General features: G+C 67.1%; 14 protein-coding genes. 10 read left to right on the forward strand and 4 right to left on the reverse strand.

Annotated features, from left to right (window positions below; genetic code table 11):
• Positions 1–7: 7 nt before the first annotated feature.
• Positions 8–724 carry a cobalt ABC transporter substrate-binding protein gene (locus tag A7W11_RS20555; RefSeq protein WP_412778745.1) on the reverse strand — a complete coding sequence of 239 codons (717 nt, stop codon included), beginning with the start codon at positions 722–724 and terminating at the stop codon, positions 8–10.
• A 164-nt stretch (positions 725–888) separates the two neighbouring features.
• Positions 889–3,555, reverse strand: a complete 2,667-nt coding sequence (locus tag A7W11_RS20560) for a PAS domain S-box protein (RefSeq protein ID WP_156523176.1) — start codon at positions 3,553–3,555, stop codon at positions 889–891.
• A gap of 320 nt (positions 3,556–3,875) precedes the next feature.
• On the opposite strand from A7W11_RS20560, the gene A7W11_RS28300 reads away from it, so the two are divergent.
• From A7W11_RS28300 to A7W11_RS20580, 4 genes are all read left to right on the forward strand, one after another.
• A complete protein-coding gene (locus A7W11_RS28300) occupies positions 3,876–4,943 on the forward strand; it encodes an MbtH family protein (protein WP_066418288.1) in 1,068 nt (355 codons plus the stop codon).
• 151 nt (positions 4,944–5,094) lie between these two features.
• Positions 5,095–5,625 carry a methylated-DNA--[protein]-cysteine S-methyltransferase gene (locus tag A7W11_RS20570; protein ID WP_066418291.1) on the forward strand — a complete coding sequence of 177 codons (531 nt, stop codon included), beginning with the start codon at positions 5,095–5,097 and terminating at the stop codon, positions 5,623–5,625.
• A gap of 10 nt (positions 5,626–5,635) precedes the next feature.
• Complete coding sequence (locus A7W11_RS20575) at positions 5,636–6,301, forward strand: DNA-3-methyladenine glycosylase I (protein ID WP_066418295.1); 666 nt, start codon at positions 5,636–5,638, stop codon at positions 6,299–6,301.
• Between the two features lie 46 nt (positions 6,302–6,347).
• A complete protein-coding gene (locus A7W11_RS20580) occupies positions 6,348–7,025 on the forward strand; it encodes an antibiotic biosynthesis monooxygenase family protein (RefSeq protein ID WP_066418301.1) in 678 nt (225 codons plus the stop codon).
• A gap of 17 nt (positions 7,026–7,042) precedes the next feature.
• On the opposite strand, the gene A7W11_RS20585 is transcribed toward A7W11_RS20580, so the two are convergent.
• On the reverse strand, positions 7,043–8,158 hold the full coding sequence (locus A7W11_RS20585) for a branched-chain amino acid aminotransferase (protein WP_066418304.1): 1,116 nt from the start codon (positions 8,156–8,158) through the stop codon (positions 7,043–7,045).
• Between the two features lie 195 nt (positions 8,159–8,353).
• Here A7W11_RS20585 and creB point away from each other — a divergent pair, with 195 nt between their 5' ends.
• From creB to A7W11_RS20615, 6 genes are all read left to right on the forward strand, one after another.
• Complete coding sequence (creB, locus tag A7W11_RS20590; RefSeq protein ID WP_066418315.1) at positions 8,354–9,088, forward strand: two-component system response regulator CreB; 735 nt, start codon at positions 8,354–8,356, stop codon at positions 9,086–9,088.
• Positions 9,085–10,521 (forward strand): two-component system sensor histidine kinase CreC, encoded by a 1,437-nt coding sequence (gene creC / locus A7W11_RS20595; RefSeq protein WP_066418316.1) that lies wholly within the window; start codon positions 9,085–9,087, stop codon positions 10,519–10,521. The genes creB and creC overlap by 4 nt, the downstream gene beginning before the upstream one ends.
• A 211-nt stretch (positions 10,522–10,732) precedes the next feature.
• Positions 10,733–11,068, forward strand: a complete 336-nt coding sequence (locus A7W11_RS20600; protein WP_066418317.1) for a type II toxin-antitoxin system HicB family antitoxin — start codon at positions 10,733–10,735, stop codon at positions 11,066–11,068.
• 119 nt (positions 11,069–11,187) lie between these two features.
• On the forward strand, positions 11,188–12,579 hold the full coding sequence (gene creD, locus A7W11_RS20605; RefSeq protein ID WP_066418318.1) for a cell envelope integrity protein CreD: 1,392 nt from the start codon (positions 11,188–11,190) through the stop codon (positions 12,577–12,579).
• Between the two features lie 521 nt (positions 12,580–13,100).
• Positions 13,101–14,345: an ATP-binding response regulator gene (locus A7W11_RS20610; protein ID WP_066418326.1), complete on the forward strand. Its 1,245-nt coding sequence runs from the start codon at positions 13,101–13,103 to the stop codon at positions 14,343–14,345.
• Between the two features lie 270 nt (positions 14,346–14,615).
• Complete coding sequence (locus tag A7W11_RS20615; RefSeq protein WP_066418329.1) at positions 14,616–15,590, forward strand: Bug family tripartite tricarboxylate transporter substrate binding protein; 975 nt, start codon at positions 14,616–14,618, stop codon at positions 15,588–15,590.
• 94 nt (positions 15,591–15,684) lie between these two features.
• Here the strand turns inward: A7W11_RS20615 and A7W11_RS20620 are convergent, their stop codons facing one another.
• The gene (locus tag A7W11_RS20620; protein WP_066419315.1) at positions 15,685–17,331 is read right to left on the reverse strand and encodes an acyl-CoA synthetase; all 1,647 of its coding nucleotides are present in this window, start codon (positions 17,329–17,331) and stop codon (positions 15,685–15,687) included.
• Positions 17,332–17,400 lie beyond the last annotated feature (69 nt).

Consider the following 17,400-nt stretch of genomic DNA (forward strand, 5'->3'; position numbering starts at 1 on the left):
CTGCGCCTTACTTGTTCGGCGCGGCGGCGGGACCCGCCGGAATGGCCGCGGCGCCGTCGGGCTTCACGTAGGTCAGCGACGTGACGTAGTTGACCACGTCATACTTCTTGCCGTCGCGCTCGCCGCCCGTGCGGTCTGCGTGGCCCACTTCGGCCACGTACACGCCCTGCCACGGCGTGTCGAACGTCACCAGGCCCTTGTCGTCGGTCCAGCCTTCCTTGGCCCAACCCGACTGCACCACCCATGCCACCTTGGCTTTGGGCAGCGGTTGGCCCTTGTACGTCACCTTCAGTTCGCCCGGCTTGCCGGTCGGCACGATGTCCAGCGTCAGCTTGGGCACCTGCTCGGTGAAGCCGGTGATGTAGCGCGCGGCGGGGTGATACCAGCCGGTGATGCTCTTGTCGTCGCGCTTGTAGGTGTTCAGCGGATAGGCCGCGTCCTCGGCCACGATGGCGTCGCCCGAAGCGGCCTTGAACGGCAGCGTGTAGCCATCGGCGGTCTTCTTGCCTTCGGCGGGTTGCGTGCCCTTGGCGGTGATCAGCGTGGCGGTGGGCTTGCCGAACTTGTCCAGCAGGCCGGGCGAGGCTTCACGCAGGTTGTCGCCGAATTCGCCGAAGCGCAGCACGGCATTCTGGCCGTCCGGCTGCTCCACCCAGACCTGGTGAGCGTGGGCGGACGCCAGGCAGCCGAAGGCCGCGAGCGTGGCAATCAAAGTCTTCTTGATCATGTGGGTTCCTATCAGGGCGAGCCAACTCTTATTGGTTGGAAACCGTGCATCGAGGCAGCACGGCGAGCTGAATGATAGCAACTATTCTCATTTGCACTTCAATAACCCTGCATGGGCGCCCGGCAATGCCCGCGCCCGCTGTGCGCCGGCTTGGCAGCCGCTCAGGACGCGATCAACTCGCGCACCCGCGCCGTCAGCACATCCACCGCGAACGGCTTGGTCAGGATCGCCATGCCGGGATCGAGCCGGCCATTGGTCAGCAGGGAATTCTCGGCATAGCCCGTGATGAACAGCACCTTCAAGCCGGGCCGGACCTGGCGGGCCGCGTCGGCCATCTGCCGGCCATTCATCCCGTTGGGCAGGCCCACGTCGGTCAGCAGCAGATCGATGTACGCATCGGATTCGAGCACCTTCAGGCCCGACATGGCATCGCCCGCCTCGATGGTCGTGTAGCCCAGGTCCTCCAGCACGTCCACGACCAGCATGCGCACCGTGGGTTCGTCGTCCACGACGAGAATCGTGCCGTTGCTGCGGGCGGCCTGCGGCCGCAGATCATCGCCCCGGTGCGGCTCCTCGGCCATATCGCCGCAATAACGCGGCAGATAGAGACAGACCCGCGTGCCCCGCCCCACCTCGGAATAAATGCGCGCCTGGCCGCCGGACTGCTTGGCGAAGCCGTAGATCATCGACAGGCCCAGGCCCGTACCTTCGCCCAGCGGCTTGGTGGTGAAGAAAGGATCGAAGGCGCGGGCCACCACGTCGGGCGGCATGCCGGTGCCCATATCGACCACGCACAGTTCCAGGTACGGCCCTTCGGGCAGATCCAGCTGGCGGGCCGAACCGCGATCGAGCCAGCGGTTGGCCGACGCGATGGCGATGCGGCCGCCGTCCGGCATGGCGTCGCGCGCGTTCAGGCACAGGTTCAACAGCGCGTTTTCCATCTGCGACACGTCGACCAGCGTGACCCAGGGATCGTCGGCGGGCACGTACTCGACATTGATCGCCGGACCCACGCTGCGCTGGATCATGTCCATCATGCCAAGGATGACGTGGCCGATGTTCGCGGGCTTGGGCGCCAGGGTCTGGCGGCGCGAGAATGCCAGCAGGCGATGCGTCAGTGCGGCGGCCCGCCTGGTCGCACCCTGGGCCGCGGCCATGTACTTCTCGACGTCGTGCAGGCGGCCCTGGCCGACACGCAGGTGCATCAGTTCCAACGCGCCCGAAATGCCTGCCAGCAGATTATTGAAATCGTGCGCCAGACCGCCCGTCAGTTGGCCCACGGCCTCCATCTTCTGCGCCTGGCGCAACGACGCCTCGGCCGCGTGCAGTTCGGTCACGTCGTGGCCGACCATGTGAAACACGCCCATCGCGGCATCGAAACTGGCGGTCCAGATGATCTCGCGCTCGCTGCCGTCCTTGCACAGCACGCCGCCGCCAAAGCCGCCGATTTCCTCGCCATCGCCCAGGCGGCGCATGCTCTCGGCGATGCGGGACCGGTCGGCCGGCTTGAACAAGGCGTTGAACGGCTGCCCGAGCAATTCGTCGCGGCTCCAGCCCAGTTGCGCGCTCCACGCCGGGTTGATGGCCTTCAGGTAACCGTGCTGACCCGCACTGCCCATCAGGTCGTTGGTGGTTTCCCACAGACGGTCGCGCTCTTCGGTGCGCCTCACCAGTTCGGCCTGCGCCTCCTTCTCGGCGGTCACGTCGCGCGCCACGCAATACAGCTTGCCTTCGTCGGGCACGCCGACCCAAGCCAGCCAGCGCCATCCGCCTCGCTTGTGCCGGTAGCGGTTCTCGAAACGCGGTGCGATCACACCGCTGCCCTTCAACATTTCCCACGCATCCTGCGTCTTGATCCTGTCATCGGGGTGCAGGAAATCCAGGAAGTGCGTGCGGACGACTTCATCCTCGGACCAGCCCAGCGTCGTCTGCCAGGCCGGGTTGGACGCCTCGAAATACCCCTGCTCGTTGAGCACGCCCAGGATGTCCGGACTGAGTTGCCAGGTACGGCCGCGCACCATCGACTGCGCCAGCACCTTCTGTTCCAGTTCGGCGTTCAGCGTACGCAGCCGCGCGATGGCATGGTCGCGTTCGGCTTCAACGGCACGGCGTTCCTGTACGTCGATCAGCACGCCCGGGAAACTCAGCGGCGTGCCATCGGGCGCCAGGTCGACCCGGCCGTTCGCCTCCAGCCAGTAGTACTTGCCGTCGTGGCGACGCACGCGGTACTGATGCGCATAGGCGCCGCCGCGGCCAAGGACTTCGTCGATGGCCTCGATCAAGCCCTGCCGGTCGTCGGGATGCACCGTGGCGATCACCTGCTCCAGGCTCAACCCCTCGCGGCCAAGCGCCGGATCCAGCCCGAAGCTGCGCGCGAAGGCCTCGTCCACGGTGAAACGATCAGTCGGCAGATGCCAGACCCAGGTGCCGATGATCGCGCCCGCCGCCAGCGCCAGTTGCACGCGCTCGGCATCGACGCGGGCCCGTTCACGGGTCATCACCATCGAGGTCGTCTCGGTCGCCACGTCCAGCAAGCCCACGATCCGGTCGCCATCACGCAGCGGGCTATATGAAAAAGTCCAGTACGTATCCTCTTCCCGTCCGTTGCGGGTCATGCGCAGGTACATGTCCTCGAAGCGGATGGACTCGCCCGCCAGCGTTCTTTCCACCAGCGGACCGATTTCGTGCCACACGTCGTGCCAGATCTCCTGGAACGACCGTCCCAGCGCGTCAGGGTGACGCTTGCCCAGAAACGGCGCGAAGGCCTCGTTGTACAGCATGGTCAGGCCGGGTCCCCAGACCGCGCACATGCCGGACCCGTTGGCCATGACGATGTCGTAGGTGGTCCGCAGAGCGGCCGGCCAGGACTCCTTGGGCCCGAGCGGCGTCCGGCTCCAGTCGAAAGCCTGTGGATCGAATGGCAACGTCAGCCCCCCATCTCGAAATATGTCCTTCGAGGCGCCTGCCGCAAGCGCCGGACCCGCGATTCAGATTTCTACCACGGAACCCGTGGGAGCGAGCGCCTTCCCGGGAAACGGCATGCCGGCATCCGGACCGTCTCTTCGATGATTTTGTTGTGCATGCGGAACCGGTTTCATAAACTGGGCGCGGATAGCAAGCAGGCGCGGATCACGCCAGGAGGGATCCCATGTCGATCGATGGCTTCGACCGCGAGGACGGGATCTTCGTCGTCCTGGTCAATGACGACGGGCAATATTCCATCTGGCCGCATCGCACGCCCGCGCCCGCCGGCTGGCGCGTGGTCGAGGGCATCGCGGGCGACAGGCCCACGGTGCTGACCTACCTGGAACAGGCTTGCCTCAGGCATGGCGGTGGGCGCGCAGCCGATGCCGCCTCACCCTCATCGCCTCCCCCCTCCATTCCCCCCACATTGCCTGCCGGCCTGGAGCTGCTCGGCCTGTTGGTGCCTGGCTCGCTGCCGCTGTTCTGCCTGCACCCGGTCACAGGCTCGGTGTTGGACTATCACGCCCTGGCCGACCAGTTGCGCGCCGAGCGTACGGTATACGGACTGGCGTGCCGGATGCTGGCGGATGCCCGGCATACCGATGTCTCGCTGGCGCAGATGGCGGACGACTACACCGCCGCCATCCGTTGCGTGCAGCCGCAAGGTCCCTATCATCTGCTGGGCTGGGCGCTGGGCGGCGCGCTGGCGGTCATGGTCTGCGCGCGGCTGGAGCAGACGGGCCAGGCCATCCGATTCCTGGGCCTGGTCGATCCGTTCGTGCCCGCCGGCCCCCAGGGACGGCCGCGCGACTGGCAACAGGATTTCCGCGCGTTCGTGTCGATGCTGGGCGCCGCGGAAGAGGACATCGGCGTGCTGAGAGGACCGTCGGCGCAACAGATGGCGCACGAAGCCATCGCGGAATTGCTGCAGCCCATTCTGGTGCGCTCGAGCCAGCCGCCACACGAGACCCGGGACGCCGCCGCCGCGGCCACGGCCAGCCGCGAGGTGGCCAAGGCATTTTTCGTGGCCCGGCACCTGAAGCGCCTGGCCGACGAGGCATCCCCCTTGCCCGAATTGCGGATCCGGCCATTGTGCTGGTGGACAGGCCGCAGCGGCCATTCGGCGCGGCAAGCCTTGAAATCGCAACTGCAGGCGGACGAATGGGCCTTCGAGATCGATGCGATGCATGGCACGATGCTCACGCATCCGTCGGTGCTGCAGGCGATCCGGCGTGCGCTGGCGGGACGATAGCCGGCGCCGCCCACGGGCCGGCTGCCGTCCTTCCCCGTGAGGCCCGAATTCAACCGCAAGAATCCGGTTTCAGTGCCCACGCAGCGCTCATACACTGGCATCCATCGGGTTCGCTCACGCGATCCCGCCGTCAAACAACCAGGAGGACGACATGACCTGCGTCTACATGCACATGGCCTCGCCAGTGGGCCGACTGAAGCTGGTGGCCCGCGGCGAGAAGCTCGCGGCCATCCTGTGGGAAAACGACCGCCCCAACCGCGTGCCGCTGGGCGACATGCGCGAAGATCCGCGGCACCCCGCCCTGCTGGCGGTGCAGCGTCAGTTGGACGAATACTTCGCGGGTGAACGCGACCATTTCGAACTAGACCTCGATTTCGCCGGCACCGCGTTCCAGCAGCAGGTGTGGCAGGCGCTTCTGAGTATTCCGTATGGCCAGACGCGCACCTATCGCGATATCGCCGTGCAGATCGGCAAGCCCGACGCCGTGCGTGCCGTGGGCGCGGCCAATGGCCGCAATCCCATCTCCATCATCGCTCCCTGCCATCGCGTGATCGGCTCGTCGGGCAAGCTGACGGGCTTTGCCGGCGGACTGGAAAGAAAGGCCCGGTTGCTGGAACTCGAAAGCACGCAGCAAGGCCTGTCCCTGGACCGCACCCGCACCGCGCGGCCGCTGGCGGCCTGACCGAAGCGCCATGGCAAGCACCCGCCGCACCGTCGCTGCCGCGCAAGCCCCCACATCGGCTCCCATTCCCTCGGCAAGCGGCCTGATCGTGGGCGAGGACGGCCTGGCGCGGCCGCCCTGGGCCGCCGTGGATCCCCTGTTGCGCGCCTACTACGACACCGAATGGGGCATGCCGGTGCGCGATGAACAGGGCCTGTTCGAACGCCTGGCGCTGGAGGGCTTCCAGTCGGGCCTGTCGTGGGCCACGATCCTGCGCAAGCGCGAGGCCTTCCGCACGGCGTTCCGAGGCTTCGACCCCGACGTCGTAGCCAGTTTTGGCGATGACGACGTCGCGCGCCTGATGGCCGATGCCGGCATCGTGCGCAACCGCGCCAAGATCCTGGCCACCATCGTCAACGCCGCGGCAACCCGGCGGTTGCGCGCGGACGGCGGCCTGGCGGCCTTCATCTGGTCGTTCCAGCCGGCGGCCACGCCCGTGCCGCGCACGCTGGCGCAGATCCCCACGGTGTCGGACGCCTCCACCGCCTTGAGTAAAGCATTGCGGCAACGCGGCTTTGCCTTCGTGGGCCCCACCACCATGCACGCGCTGATGGAAGCCACCGGCATGATCGACACGCATCTGGTCGGCAGCCACCGGCGCGGCAGTTCGGGCGTGTGGCCCGCGGATCGCGGATGACCCCAGCCGGCGCCGAACCTGCAGACAAGACAACGAAGGAGACCCCATGTTCGCCGTGATGTTCGAAGTCCACCCGCGCCCCGAACAGTGGGATGCGTACCTGGGCAACGCCAAACTGCTGAAGCCCGAACTGGAGCAGGTGGACGGCTTCGTCGATAACATCCGGTACCGCAGCCTGACGCGCGAAGGCTGGCTGCTGTCGCTATCGAGCTGGCGCGACGAGAAATCCGTGGTGCGCTGGCGCACGCAGATGAAACACCATCTGGTTCAGGAGCAGGGACGCGGCCAGATCATGCTGGACTATCACCTGCGAGTAGGCGAGATCACTTCGGACTCCTGTCCACCGCCGGGCCATGTGCTGCGGCAACAGCGCCTGGATGCCACCGAGGTGGGTGCCGGCACCGTCATCGCGATGATCGACCTGCGCTGTCCGCCGGACTGGACGCAGCGACACTCGGCCAGCGACGTCGCGCGCGGGCTAGGCCTGCGCGGCGACATCGCGGGGTTGGTTTCGTGGGATGTGCTGGACGCCGTGCTGACGCCCGGCGACGTGATCCTGTTCCTGTGCCTGCGCGATGAGGTATCGGCCCAGGCTTTCGGCGCCGCCCTGGCGCTACCCGAGGGCGCGCGCCTGCGCACGGTGCGCGTGGTGCGCGACTACGGCATGTACGACCGGCGCGAGGCGCCGCAGTACTACCCGGACGTCGCGCGGCCGGCGGCCTGACCGCCGGCCGGCTCCGATCAGGCCAGGCGGGTCAGCCAGTTGTGGCGATCCGCCACGCGGCCGTACTGGATGTCGGTCAGTTCCTGGCGCAGCGCCATGGTCAGCTTGCCGGCCGGGGCGGACGCGTCGCCCGCCACGAAGCCCTTGCCCTTCAGCGCGGCGATCGGGGTGACCACCGCCGCGGTGCCGCACGCGAAGGCCTCGATGACCTGGCCCGAGGCCACGCCGTCACGCCATTCGTCGATGGAGACCTTGCGCTCCTGCACGTCGTGGCCGCGATCGCGGGCCAGCTGGATGATGCTGGCGCGCGTCACGCCTTCCAGGATGCTGCCCGACAGTTCGGGGGTGACCAGCGTGCCGTCCTTCATCACCAGGAACACGTTCATGCCGCCCAGTTCTTCCAGGTACTTGCCTTCCAGCGGATCCAGGAACAGCACCTGGGCGCAGCCGTTTTCATAGGCTTCCTGCTGCGGCAACAGCGACGCGGCGTAGTTGCCGCCGCATTTGGCCGCGCCCGTACCGCCCTTGGCGGCGCGCGCGTAGTCGGTGGACAGCCAGATCGACACCGGCGCCACGCCGTTGGCGAAGTACGGACCCGCCGGGCTGGCGATCACGTAGTAGGCGGCCCGGTGCGCCGAACGCACGCCCAGGAAGCTTTCATTGGCGATCATGAAGGGGCGGATGTACAGGCTGGTCTCGGGCGCCGACGGCACCCAGTCGGCATCCACGGCCAGCAGTTGCTTCAACGACTCGACGAACAGGTCGGTGGGCAGTTCGGGCAGCGCCAGGCGGCGGGCCGAACGCTGCATGCGATCGCCGTTGGCTTCGGGACGGAACGTCCAGATCGAGCCGTCGGCGTGACGGTAGGCCTTCAGGCCCTCGAAGATTTCCTGCGCGTAGTGCAGCACCGAGGCGGCCGGGTCCAGTTGCAGCGGGCCGTAGGGCAGTACCTGCGCGTCATGCCAACCCTGTTCCACCGTCCAGTCGATCGAGATCATGTGGTCGGTGAAGTGCTTGCCGAAGCCCGGATTGGCCAGAATGGCCTCGCGTTCGGCAAGTACCCGCGCCGCCTGCGAACGCGTCGTCTTGAAAGGAATCGGGAAAGTGGCGGTGGGAGACGTGGTGGTGCTCATTTTCGCTGGCGTAGAAGGGGTCGGCGTGCCGGCGCGCGGCAGGGCGGCGCGCCGGGGTGTCGTGCCAGTTTAATCCTTCTTGCTTTCCCCTCCCTGGACGGGCAGATTGGGCCCTGGCTCCGTCCCCAAGCAAGAGCCCGCCATGCCTGCCTCTGCTAACCTACGCCGGCCGTTCCCGTCCAGACCGCACAGGCCATGCATCCCGTCTCTCTGACCCCCGGTACTGCCCCCACGCCCCGCCTGCTTCTGCTCGAAGACGACCCCGCCATCGCGCGCACCGTCGCCTACACGTTCGAACGCGAAGGCCTGGCGGTCCAACATACGCCCCTGGTCGCCCAGGCCCGGCTGATCCTGTCCGGCGACACGCCCCCCGACCTGGCCGTGCTGGACGTCGGCCTGCCCGATGGCAGCGGACTGGACCTGTGCCGGGAACTGCGCCAGGCGGGCTCGACCCTGCCCGTGATCCTGCTGACCGCGCGCAGCGACGAGATCGACCGCGTGCTGGGCCTGGAGCTGGGCGCGGACGACTACATCGCCAAACCCTTCAGCCCGCGCGAACTGGTGGCGCGCGTGCGCGCACTGCTGCGCCGCAGCCGCATGCCCTCCACCGCCGCCGTCGCCCCGGTGCTGGCCGAGCCGCTGTTCAACGTCGACGAGGCCGGCAGCCGCATCCGCTTCAGCGGCCAGTGGCTGGCGCTGACCCGCCGCGAGTTGGGCCTCCTGCAGCGCCTGCTGCACGCCCCCGGCCGCATCCACACCCGCGATGCGCTGCTGGATGCCGTCTGGGGCCACAGCGCCGACAGCGGCGACCGCACCGTCGATACGCACATCAAGACGCTGCGCGCCAAGCTGCGCGAGATCCGCCCCGACCTCGATCCCATCGTCACCCATCGGGGACTGGGATATTCGCTGGAACTGCCGGCGGCATGAAACTCGGCCTGCGCCTGCTGCTGGGCTTCTTCCTCATCGCCGGTCTGGCGGCCGTCTTCGTGCTGCGCGCCTTCGTGGTCGAGATCAAGCCCAGCGCGCGCGAGGTGATGGAAGACATCCTGGTAGACACGTCCAACCTGCTGGCCGAGCAGGCGGCGGCTCCGCTGGCCGCCATGCCGCCCGGCGGCACGCTGGAAGACAGCGAACTGGCCCGCAGCATCCGCGACTACGCCACACGGCCCGTCAACGCCCGCATCTGGGGCCTGGACAAGCGTTCGCTGGATTTCCGCGTCTACGTCACCGACGCCACCGGCCGCGTGGTGCTCGACTCGCGCACGCCTTCGGCAGTGGGCCAGGACTACTCGCGCTGGAACGACGTGATGCGCACCCTGCGCGGCGAGTACGGCGCGCGCTCCACGCACGAATCCACACAGAAGAACGAAGACGGCACCATGTACGTGGCCGCCCCTGTTCAGCGCGACGGCCGGTTGCTGGGCGTGCTGACGGTCTCCAAGCCGGCCTCGACGGTGGCCCGGTTCGTCGACCGCGCCGAGCGCAAGGTGCTGGTGGCCGGCGGCTGGCTGTTCGGCCTGTCGCTGCTGGTGGGCGTGCTGGTCACGCTGTGGATCGTGTGGTCGGTGCGGCGGCTGCGGCATTACGCGCAACACGTGCAGGCCGGGCAGGCCCTGGCCGTGCCGCGCCTGCCCGGCGAACTGGGCGACCTGGCGCGCGCGATGGAAGCCATGCGCCTGCGCCTCGAGGGCCGCGAGCACATGGAGCAGGTGGTGCGCGCCTTCACCCACGAACTGAAAAGCCCGCTGGCCGCGATACGCGGCGCCGGCGAACTGCTGCAGGATCCCCTGCCCGCGGCTGATCGCCAGCTCTTCGCCACGCAGGTGCTGGAGCAGTCCGAAAGGCTGCGTGTGCTGGTGGACCGCATGCTGGATCTGTCCAAGCTGGAAAGCCGCGGCAGCCTGGCCCACGCCCCGCGCCTACGGCTGGACAGCTGCGCGGCCCAGGCTTTGCAGGCCCAGCAGGCACGCATCGACCAGCGCGGATTACAGGTCCGCTGGCTGCGGCAGGAAACCGCCGAAACCCGCGGCGACGCCGAACTGGTCGCTCTGGCCATCGGCAACCTGCTGGCCAACGCGCTGGATTTTTCGCCCGAGGGCGCGTGGCTAGATCTGTCCGTGTGGCGCGACGGCGCGCAGGTGCTGTTCGAGCTGCGCGACCACGGGCCAGGCGTTCCCGACTATGCCCTGCCGCAACTGGGCAAACGCTTCTACTCCACGGCCCGGCCCAATGGCGGCGACAAGGGCAGCGGCCTGGGCCTGGCCATTGTGGAACAGGTGATGGCGCTGCATGGCGGATCGCTGGAACTGACGCCGGCAGAACCGGGATTGGTGGCGCGGCTGCGGTTTCCGGCAGGGTAATAGCGTCCTGAAGCTGGGGCTGAATGACCTGGAAGGGACGTAAAGCAGATTGAATGAAGATATCAAGGCACGGCTGAGAAGCCTGCCAAAGAGTTGCAGTTTTCTTGTTCCGGCAGGTTCGAGTTTTGCATCGTCCTCATCCATCGCCAAACATGGACAAAGGAGCGATAGCTGCCCTGCGCAAGTGGCTCGAGGAAAACGGAATCGAACCATGAAGAATCTCATGATCATCGATGGCTATAAAGCCTCGATTGCTTTCGACCCTGAAATAGACATGTTCAGAGGCGAATTCATTGGCTTGAATGGCGGGGCAGACTTCTACGCGACGGATGTCGAAGGGCTACGCCAGGAAGGAAAGATCTCGCTGGAGACTTTCCTGCAAGAGTGCCGCGCGCGAGGCGTCGAACCGCGCAAGGATTTCTCCGGAAAATTTGTACTCAGGGTGCCGCCTGCCGTCCACGAAGCCGCCGCCGCAGCAGCGGCCGCACATGGCGAAAGCCTGAACCAATGGATCGCAAGCGTCATCAAGAAAGCTTCGCACGCTTGACGCCACGCCGGCCGGCAAGCGCAGGCAAGAACTTCACATTCCCCTCACACACTTCATCGCCTGCTCACCCTCCCTCGTCAGACTGCGCTGCATCAGACACCTGACGGAGAGGAAAGACCATGAAGAACCCTGTTTTGGTCAAGGGAGCGGCCCTGTTGCTGGTCCTGGCCTGCCTGGCCTACGGCCTGTTCAGCATCGGCGACATCGTCTACGAGCGCCACGGCAACCAGCGCACCGCCGAAATGAACGTCGAGCAGGACCAGGTCGGCAAGCAGACGCTGATGGGTCCGGTCCTGCAGCGCTACTGCACCGAGGAATGGCAGACCTGGGAAGGCGAAGGCACGGCGCGCAAGCTGCGCAACGAACGGCGCAATTTCATGCTGACCGCCCCCCCGGGTGCGCTGCAGATCGACGCCCAGGTCGACCAGGACCCGCGCTATCGCGGCATCTTCCGCATCGACACCTACGCGGCCAAGACACGCCTGAAGGCGCAATGGCCCGCCTCGGACGCCATGCTGCCGCCGCGCTCCGAACACGCCGACGGGCGCGTGCAATGCGAGGCCCCCACCCTGATGGTCGCGCTGATGGACGCCCGCGGCATCCGCTCGGCGCATGCCACCGTAAACGGCAACGAAGTGTCCATCCAACCCGGCACGCAGCACCCGAGCTACCCGCGCGGCTTCCACATGCAGTTGGACGAAACCGCCGCCGGCCGGGAACTGAATGCCGAAGTCAGCCTGGAGCTGCTGGGCACGGGCCAGATCTCGTTCGCGCCGGTGGCGGAATCCACGCAGGTGAAGATGAACGCCGACTGGCCGCACCCCTCGTTCGGAGGCCGCTTCCTGCCGGCAGAGCGCACGGTCACTGACAAGGGTTTCGAAGCCACGTGGCGCGTCTTCTCGCTGGCCACCACCGCCCCCTCCGACTACGGCCGCGGCGTGCAACTGTGCGCCAACGACATGCGCCAGGAATACGGCCCCGAGCCGGGCACCTGCGTGGAAAGCTTCGGCGTGGCCTTCTTCGACCCCGTCAATCCGTATTCGCTCAGCTCGCGAGCCGTGAAGTACGGCATGCTGTTCGTCGGCCTGACCTTCATCGCGGTGGGCATGCTGGAGCTGCTGCGCCGCCTGCGTGTGCACCCCATGCAATACCTGCTGGTAGGCTGCGCGCTGAGCATCTTCTTCCTGCTGCTGCTCAGCCTGTCCGAGCATATGCCGTTCGGTTGGGCCTATGCCTGCGCCAGCCTCGCGTGCAGCCTGCTGCTGGCCGTATACGTCAGCTACGCCATGGGCGGCAAGCGCACCGGCATGGGGTTCGGCGTGGGGGTGGCCGGTCTGTACGGCGCGCTGTATGTGGTGCTGCAAAGCGAGCAGGCCGCATTGATGATGGGCTCGTTGCTGCTGTTCGCCGTGCTGGCCGCCGTGATGCTGGCCACCCGCAAGCTGGATTGGTACGGCGTGCTGGGCAGCGACAAGGCGGCGCAGAAACCCGCCCGTCCGCCGGCGCCTTGACCCGAACCAGAAAGACCGCCGCCCTGCCGGCAGCCCTTGAGAATGCCGGGCGTTCTGGGCGGTAACGCCAGGCCAGGCCCCGGAAAGCGGAATTCCATGACGGGAATTCCGCTTCCTTCACATGGCCGGCTCAATATCGGGATCGGCCTGATGCAACGGCCGATATGTCCCAGTGACAAAAATGGCGCCCGACTATAACTGCAACATATGCCGCATTAATAGGTATACCAGTCCGATATTTTCTACTTCTGCGCGTGAACCGGTCCCAAAAATACTAAATCATGCCTATCGCATTTTTGTTGCCGCGCCATGCCCCGTATCCATTCGACCCCTGTCCCGCCCTGCCGGCCTGATACGCCCCGCGCGGTCCTGTTCCGCTCTGCCTGCGCAGCAAGGCCGCGCGCACGCCTCGAGCGATTGCCCGCCTACCGTTGATCACGGCATACGTGGCAAACGAGGTCCGCGGGCTGCGGGCACGCCCGCGCAGGCCCAACCCCTTCGCCGCCGCATCACGACCGAAGATGCGGCGCCCCGACCGCAAGACCGGTCGCCGCGCGGCAGCCGGGTCCGGCAAGACGCGCGCGGCACGACCCGCCGCGCAGACCCTCGTCGCGCATGAACTGCGTACGCCGCTCAGCGGCCTGATCGCCATGCTGGCCACCCTGCAACGCACCAGCACCGACGCCCAGCAACACCGGCTGATCGAACTGGGGCAGATGGCGGCAGACCACCTGCTGCGCCTGCTGGACGGCATTATCGATTCCGCGCTGCCGGCATCATCGGCGCCGGAAGCCTTCGACCTGCACGCACTGTGCCGCGACACGCACGACTTCTGGCGCGAAAGTGCGCAACGCAAGGGCCTGCGCCTGGATCTGGGCCTGGATGGCAACGTACCGGCTTACGTGCTGGGTAATCCTTTGCGGCTGCGCCAGATCCTGTTCAACCTGTTGGCCAACGCCCTGAAGTTCACCCACCGCGGCAGCGTGGCGCTGCGCGTGCGCCGGCCGCACGCCTCGCCCACGGTACGCTTTACCGTCGAGGACAGCGGCGTGGGGATCGCGGCGGACGAGCAGGCGCGTCTGTTCCGGCCCTTTCGGCGCACACGCGCCGCCAGGCTGTCGGGCTACGGCGGCGCCGGCTTGGGACTGGCGATCAGCCAGGAACTGGTGCAGGCCATGGGAGGCCGCATCGCGCTGCGCAGCCGCATCGGCCTGGGCACCCGAGTCACGGTGGACCTGCCGCTGCCCGTTGCCGATGGCCCGCCGCCTCCTGCCTCTGTCTGGCCTGCGCGCCCCAAGGAAGCCAGCACGCGGACGGCGCAAGCGCCCGCGTCCCGCCACACGGACGAGACACGTGCGCCCGCCGGCGATTGCCACAGGCCGCACCACGGCAGGCGGATCCTGCTGGCCGAGGACAACCCCATCGCACGCGAACTGATCGGCTTGCAATTGAGACAGCTCGGCCTCGCCCATGACACGGCGGCGGATGGGCTGGAAGCGTTAGGCCGATTGCGCACCAGACAGTACGGCCTGCTGCTGACGGACGTGCGCATGACGGGCATGAGCGGCGCGGCACTGGCCCGCCACATCCGCCGCGCGGGGTTCTGCAACCTCCACGGAGGACCGCTGCCGGTGATCGCCTTCTCCGCGGGCCATCCCGCTTCCATCGCCGCCCTGGACCGCCGCTTCGACGAATGGCTGACCAAGCCCGTCTCGCAAGCCGAGCTGGCTGCCTGCCTGCAGCGGTGGCTGCCGAAAGAGGCTTGAAGCAACCTGGCGAAAAGCGCCGAGGCCTGCGCGGCGCCCACGCGCTCTTCACGAAGACTGAACACCTGTTGACGCTGCCAGCATGGCAGGCCAGGGGTGTCACTCCTAAAATCGCCTCCGATAAAAAGCCCGATCCACGCCTGGAGTATCGGGCGCCGGCGGCACCCGCCCATTCGCCCAATCCAATGAAAACAGGGCATGGCGGTGCACGACGACGGGCCATTGCAGTCCGAGGCCCGGCCCATTCCCACAATAATCAGGAGACAATCCATGACCCCTATCCGACGCCGCATCCTGCGGGCCTGTAGCGCGCTCGCCTGCGCCATCGCATTGCCGGCGGCAGCCCAGGATTTCCCGCCGAACAAACCCGTCACGCTCATCGTCGGCTTCGCCCCCGGCGGCGCCGCCGACTCCGCCGCGCGGCTCATCGCCAAGAAACTCAGCGAGAACGTCGGCCAATCCATCGTGGTCGAGAACAAGGGCGGCGCGGGCGGCAACATCGCGCACCAGCAGGTCTCCAATGGCCCCACCGATGGCAGCATGCTGCTGTTCGGCTCCATCGGTCCGCTGGCGATCGCCCCGCACCTCATGAAGGTCGGCTACGACCCGTTCAAGGATCTTGCGCCCGTGTCGGGCGGCGTCAACTTTCCGAACGTCCTCGTGGTCCACAAAGACCTCGGCGTCAGCAATCTGGCCGAATTCGTGGCCCTGGCCAAGAAGGGCCATCGCGTCGAGTTCGCCTCCACCGGTCCGGGCTCCGCCTCGCACCTCGCGGGGGAAATGTTCAACCAACGCGCGGGCATCGAGATGGTCCACATCCCCTACAAGGGCGGCGCCCCCGCCTTGCAGGATCTGCTGGGCGGCCGGGTCGCCTCATACTTCTCGGCGCCGCCGACCGCGATGCCGCACGTGGAAACAGGCAGGCTCGTCCCGCTGGCCACCACGGGCCTGAAGCGCCCGAGCTACCTGCCCAACATCCCGACCGTGGCCGAGTCGGGCTATCCCGGTTTCGAAGCCCTCAACTGGTATGCCTTCGTCGCGCCCGGCAAGACGCCCGCACCCCTGCTGGACAACTGGAATCGCGAGATCGTGAAGGTGTTGGAGGATCCCGAAGTGAAGGCTGCGCTCGACAAGCATGGCCTGACGCCGCAACCGACCACGCGGCAAGGCCTGGCGGATTTCATCCGTTCAGAGTCGGACAAGTGGGCCCAGGTGGTGCGCGAACGCAAGATCACGGCGCAGTGAATCCAGCGGGTCCGCGCGGCCGGTGGTGCGGCCCCGGCGCGCCGGTTCGTCCGCGACGCAAAAGCGCCTCCGCGTACGGACGGGCTTTGTGCACTCAAGACGGAACCGGGTCGCCTTCGGACAAGTCCGCCGCCTGCTCGCGCAGCACGTACTTCTGGATTTTTCCCGTCGACGTTTTCGGCAAGGGCCCGAACACCACCGTGCGCGGCACCTTGAAGCGCGCCAGCCGCGCGCGGCAGAATTCGATGATGTCCTGCGCGTGCGCATCGTGCCCATCCTTCAGCGTAACGAAGGCGCAGGGCGTTTCGCCCCAGGTGGCGTCTGGCCGCGCCACCACCGCCGCCTCCAGTACGTCGGGATGGCGGTACAGCACGCTCTCCACCTCGACCGTCGAGATATTCTCGCCGCCTGAAATGACGATGTCCTTGGCCCGATCCTTGATGGCCACGTAGCCATCCGGATCGACCACGCCCAAGTCCCCGGTGTGGAACCACCCGCCCGCGAACGCCTCGTCCGTGGCGCGGGGATTCTTCAGATAGCCCTTCATCACGCTGTTGCCCTGCACGACGATCTCGCCCATGGTCTGGCCATCGGCGGGCACCGGCCTCATGTCCGGATCGACCACCTGCGTGCGTTCGACGTTGATCTTGCGCACGCCCACCCGCGCCTTCAAGGCGGCACGCTGTTCGAGTGGCCGCTCATCCCATTCGGCGTGCCAGGCACATCCCATCGACGGACCATAGGTTTCGGTCAGCCCGTACTGATGAGAGACATCGATGCCCAGTGCATCCATGGCCTCGATCACCGCGGCGGGCGGCGCGGCGCCACCCGTCACGACCAGCACGCGATGTTCCGACCGTCGACGCACGCCCTCTGGCGCATTCACCAGCATGTTCAAGACCACCGGCGCCCCGCAGAACAATTCGGCCCGCAGCTCGCGGATGGCGCCGAACACCTGTGCCGCCTCGACCTTGCGCAGGCACAGATTGGTGCCCGCCACCGCCGCCACCGTCCACGGAAAACACCAGCCGTTGCAATGGAACATCGGCAAGGTCCACAGATAGCGCACGTGCGCCGGCACGTTGCTCGACAGCACGTTGCCCATGGCGTTCAGGTACGCCCCCCGATGGTGATACAGCACGCCCTTGGGATTGCCGGTCGTGCCCGAGGTGTAGTTCAGGCAGATGGACTGCCATTCGTCCTCGGGCCAGGTCCAATCCCAGCAGGGTTCCACAGCCGCCAGCCAGGCCTCGTATTCCGCATCGCCCAACAAGCCGTGCGGACCGGCAAACCCCGTGTCCTCGATTCGCACCACCCGGGGGGGCTGCGGCAGGCGGCCCAGCACGTCGGCCACCACGCCCGCGTATTCGCTGTCGTACAGCAGCACGCGCGCCTCGCCATGTTCCAGGATGAAGGCCAGCGTCGCGGCATCCAGGCGCGTGTTCAACGCGTTCAACACACCGCCCGCCATGGGCACGCCGAAATGCGCCTCGTACAGCGCGGGCGTATTGGGCGCCAGCACCGCCACGGTGTCGCCCGTTCGCACGCCATCGGCCACCAATGCAGCAGCCATGCGGCAGCAGCGTTCGTAGGTCTGGCGCCAGCTCTGTTCAAGCGCGCCGTGGATCAGCGCGGGGTGATCGGGATAGACCCGCGCGGCACGCTCGATGAAACCCAGCGGCGTCAGCGCGACGTGATTGGCGGTGTTGGGCGCCAGATCGTCCTTCAAGGCCTGCGGCATGGCTGTCTCCTTGTCGGTATCGGAGACGGCCATCCGGCAACGCGGGACCGCTCCGGCGGCTGCTTCGGC

Origin of the sequence: Bordetella ansorpii (assembly GCF_900078315.1) — a bacterium.
GTDB classification, from domain to species: domain Bacteria; phylum Pseudomonadota; class Gammaproteobacteria; order Burkholderiales; family Burkholderiaceae_B; genus Bordetella; species Bordetella ansorpii.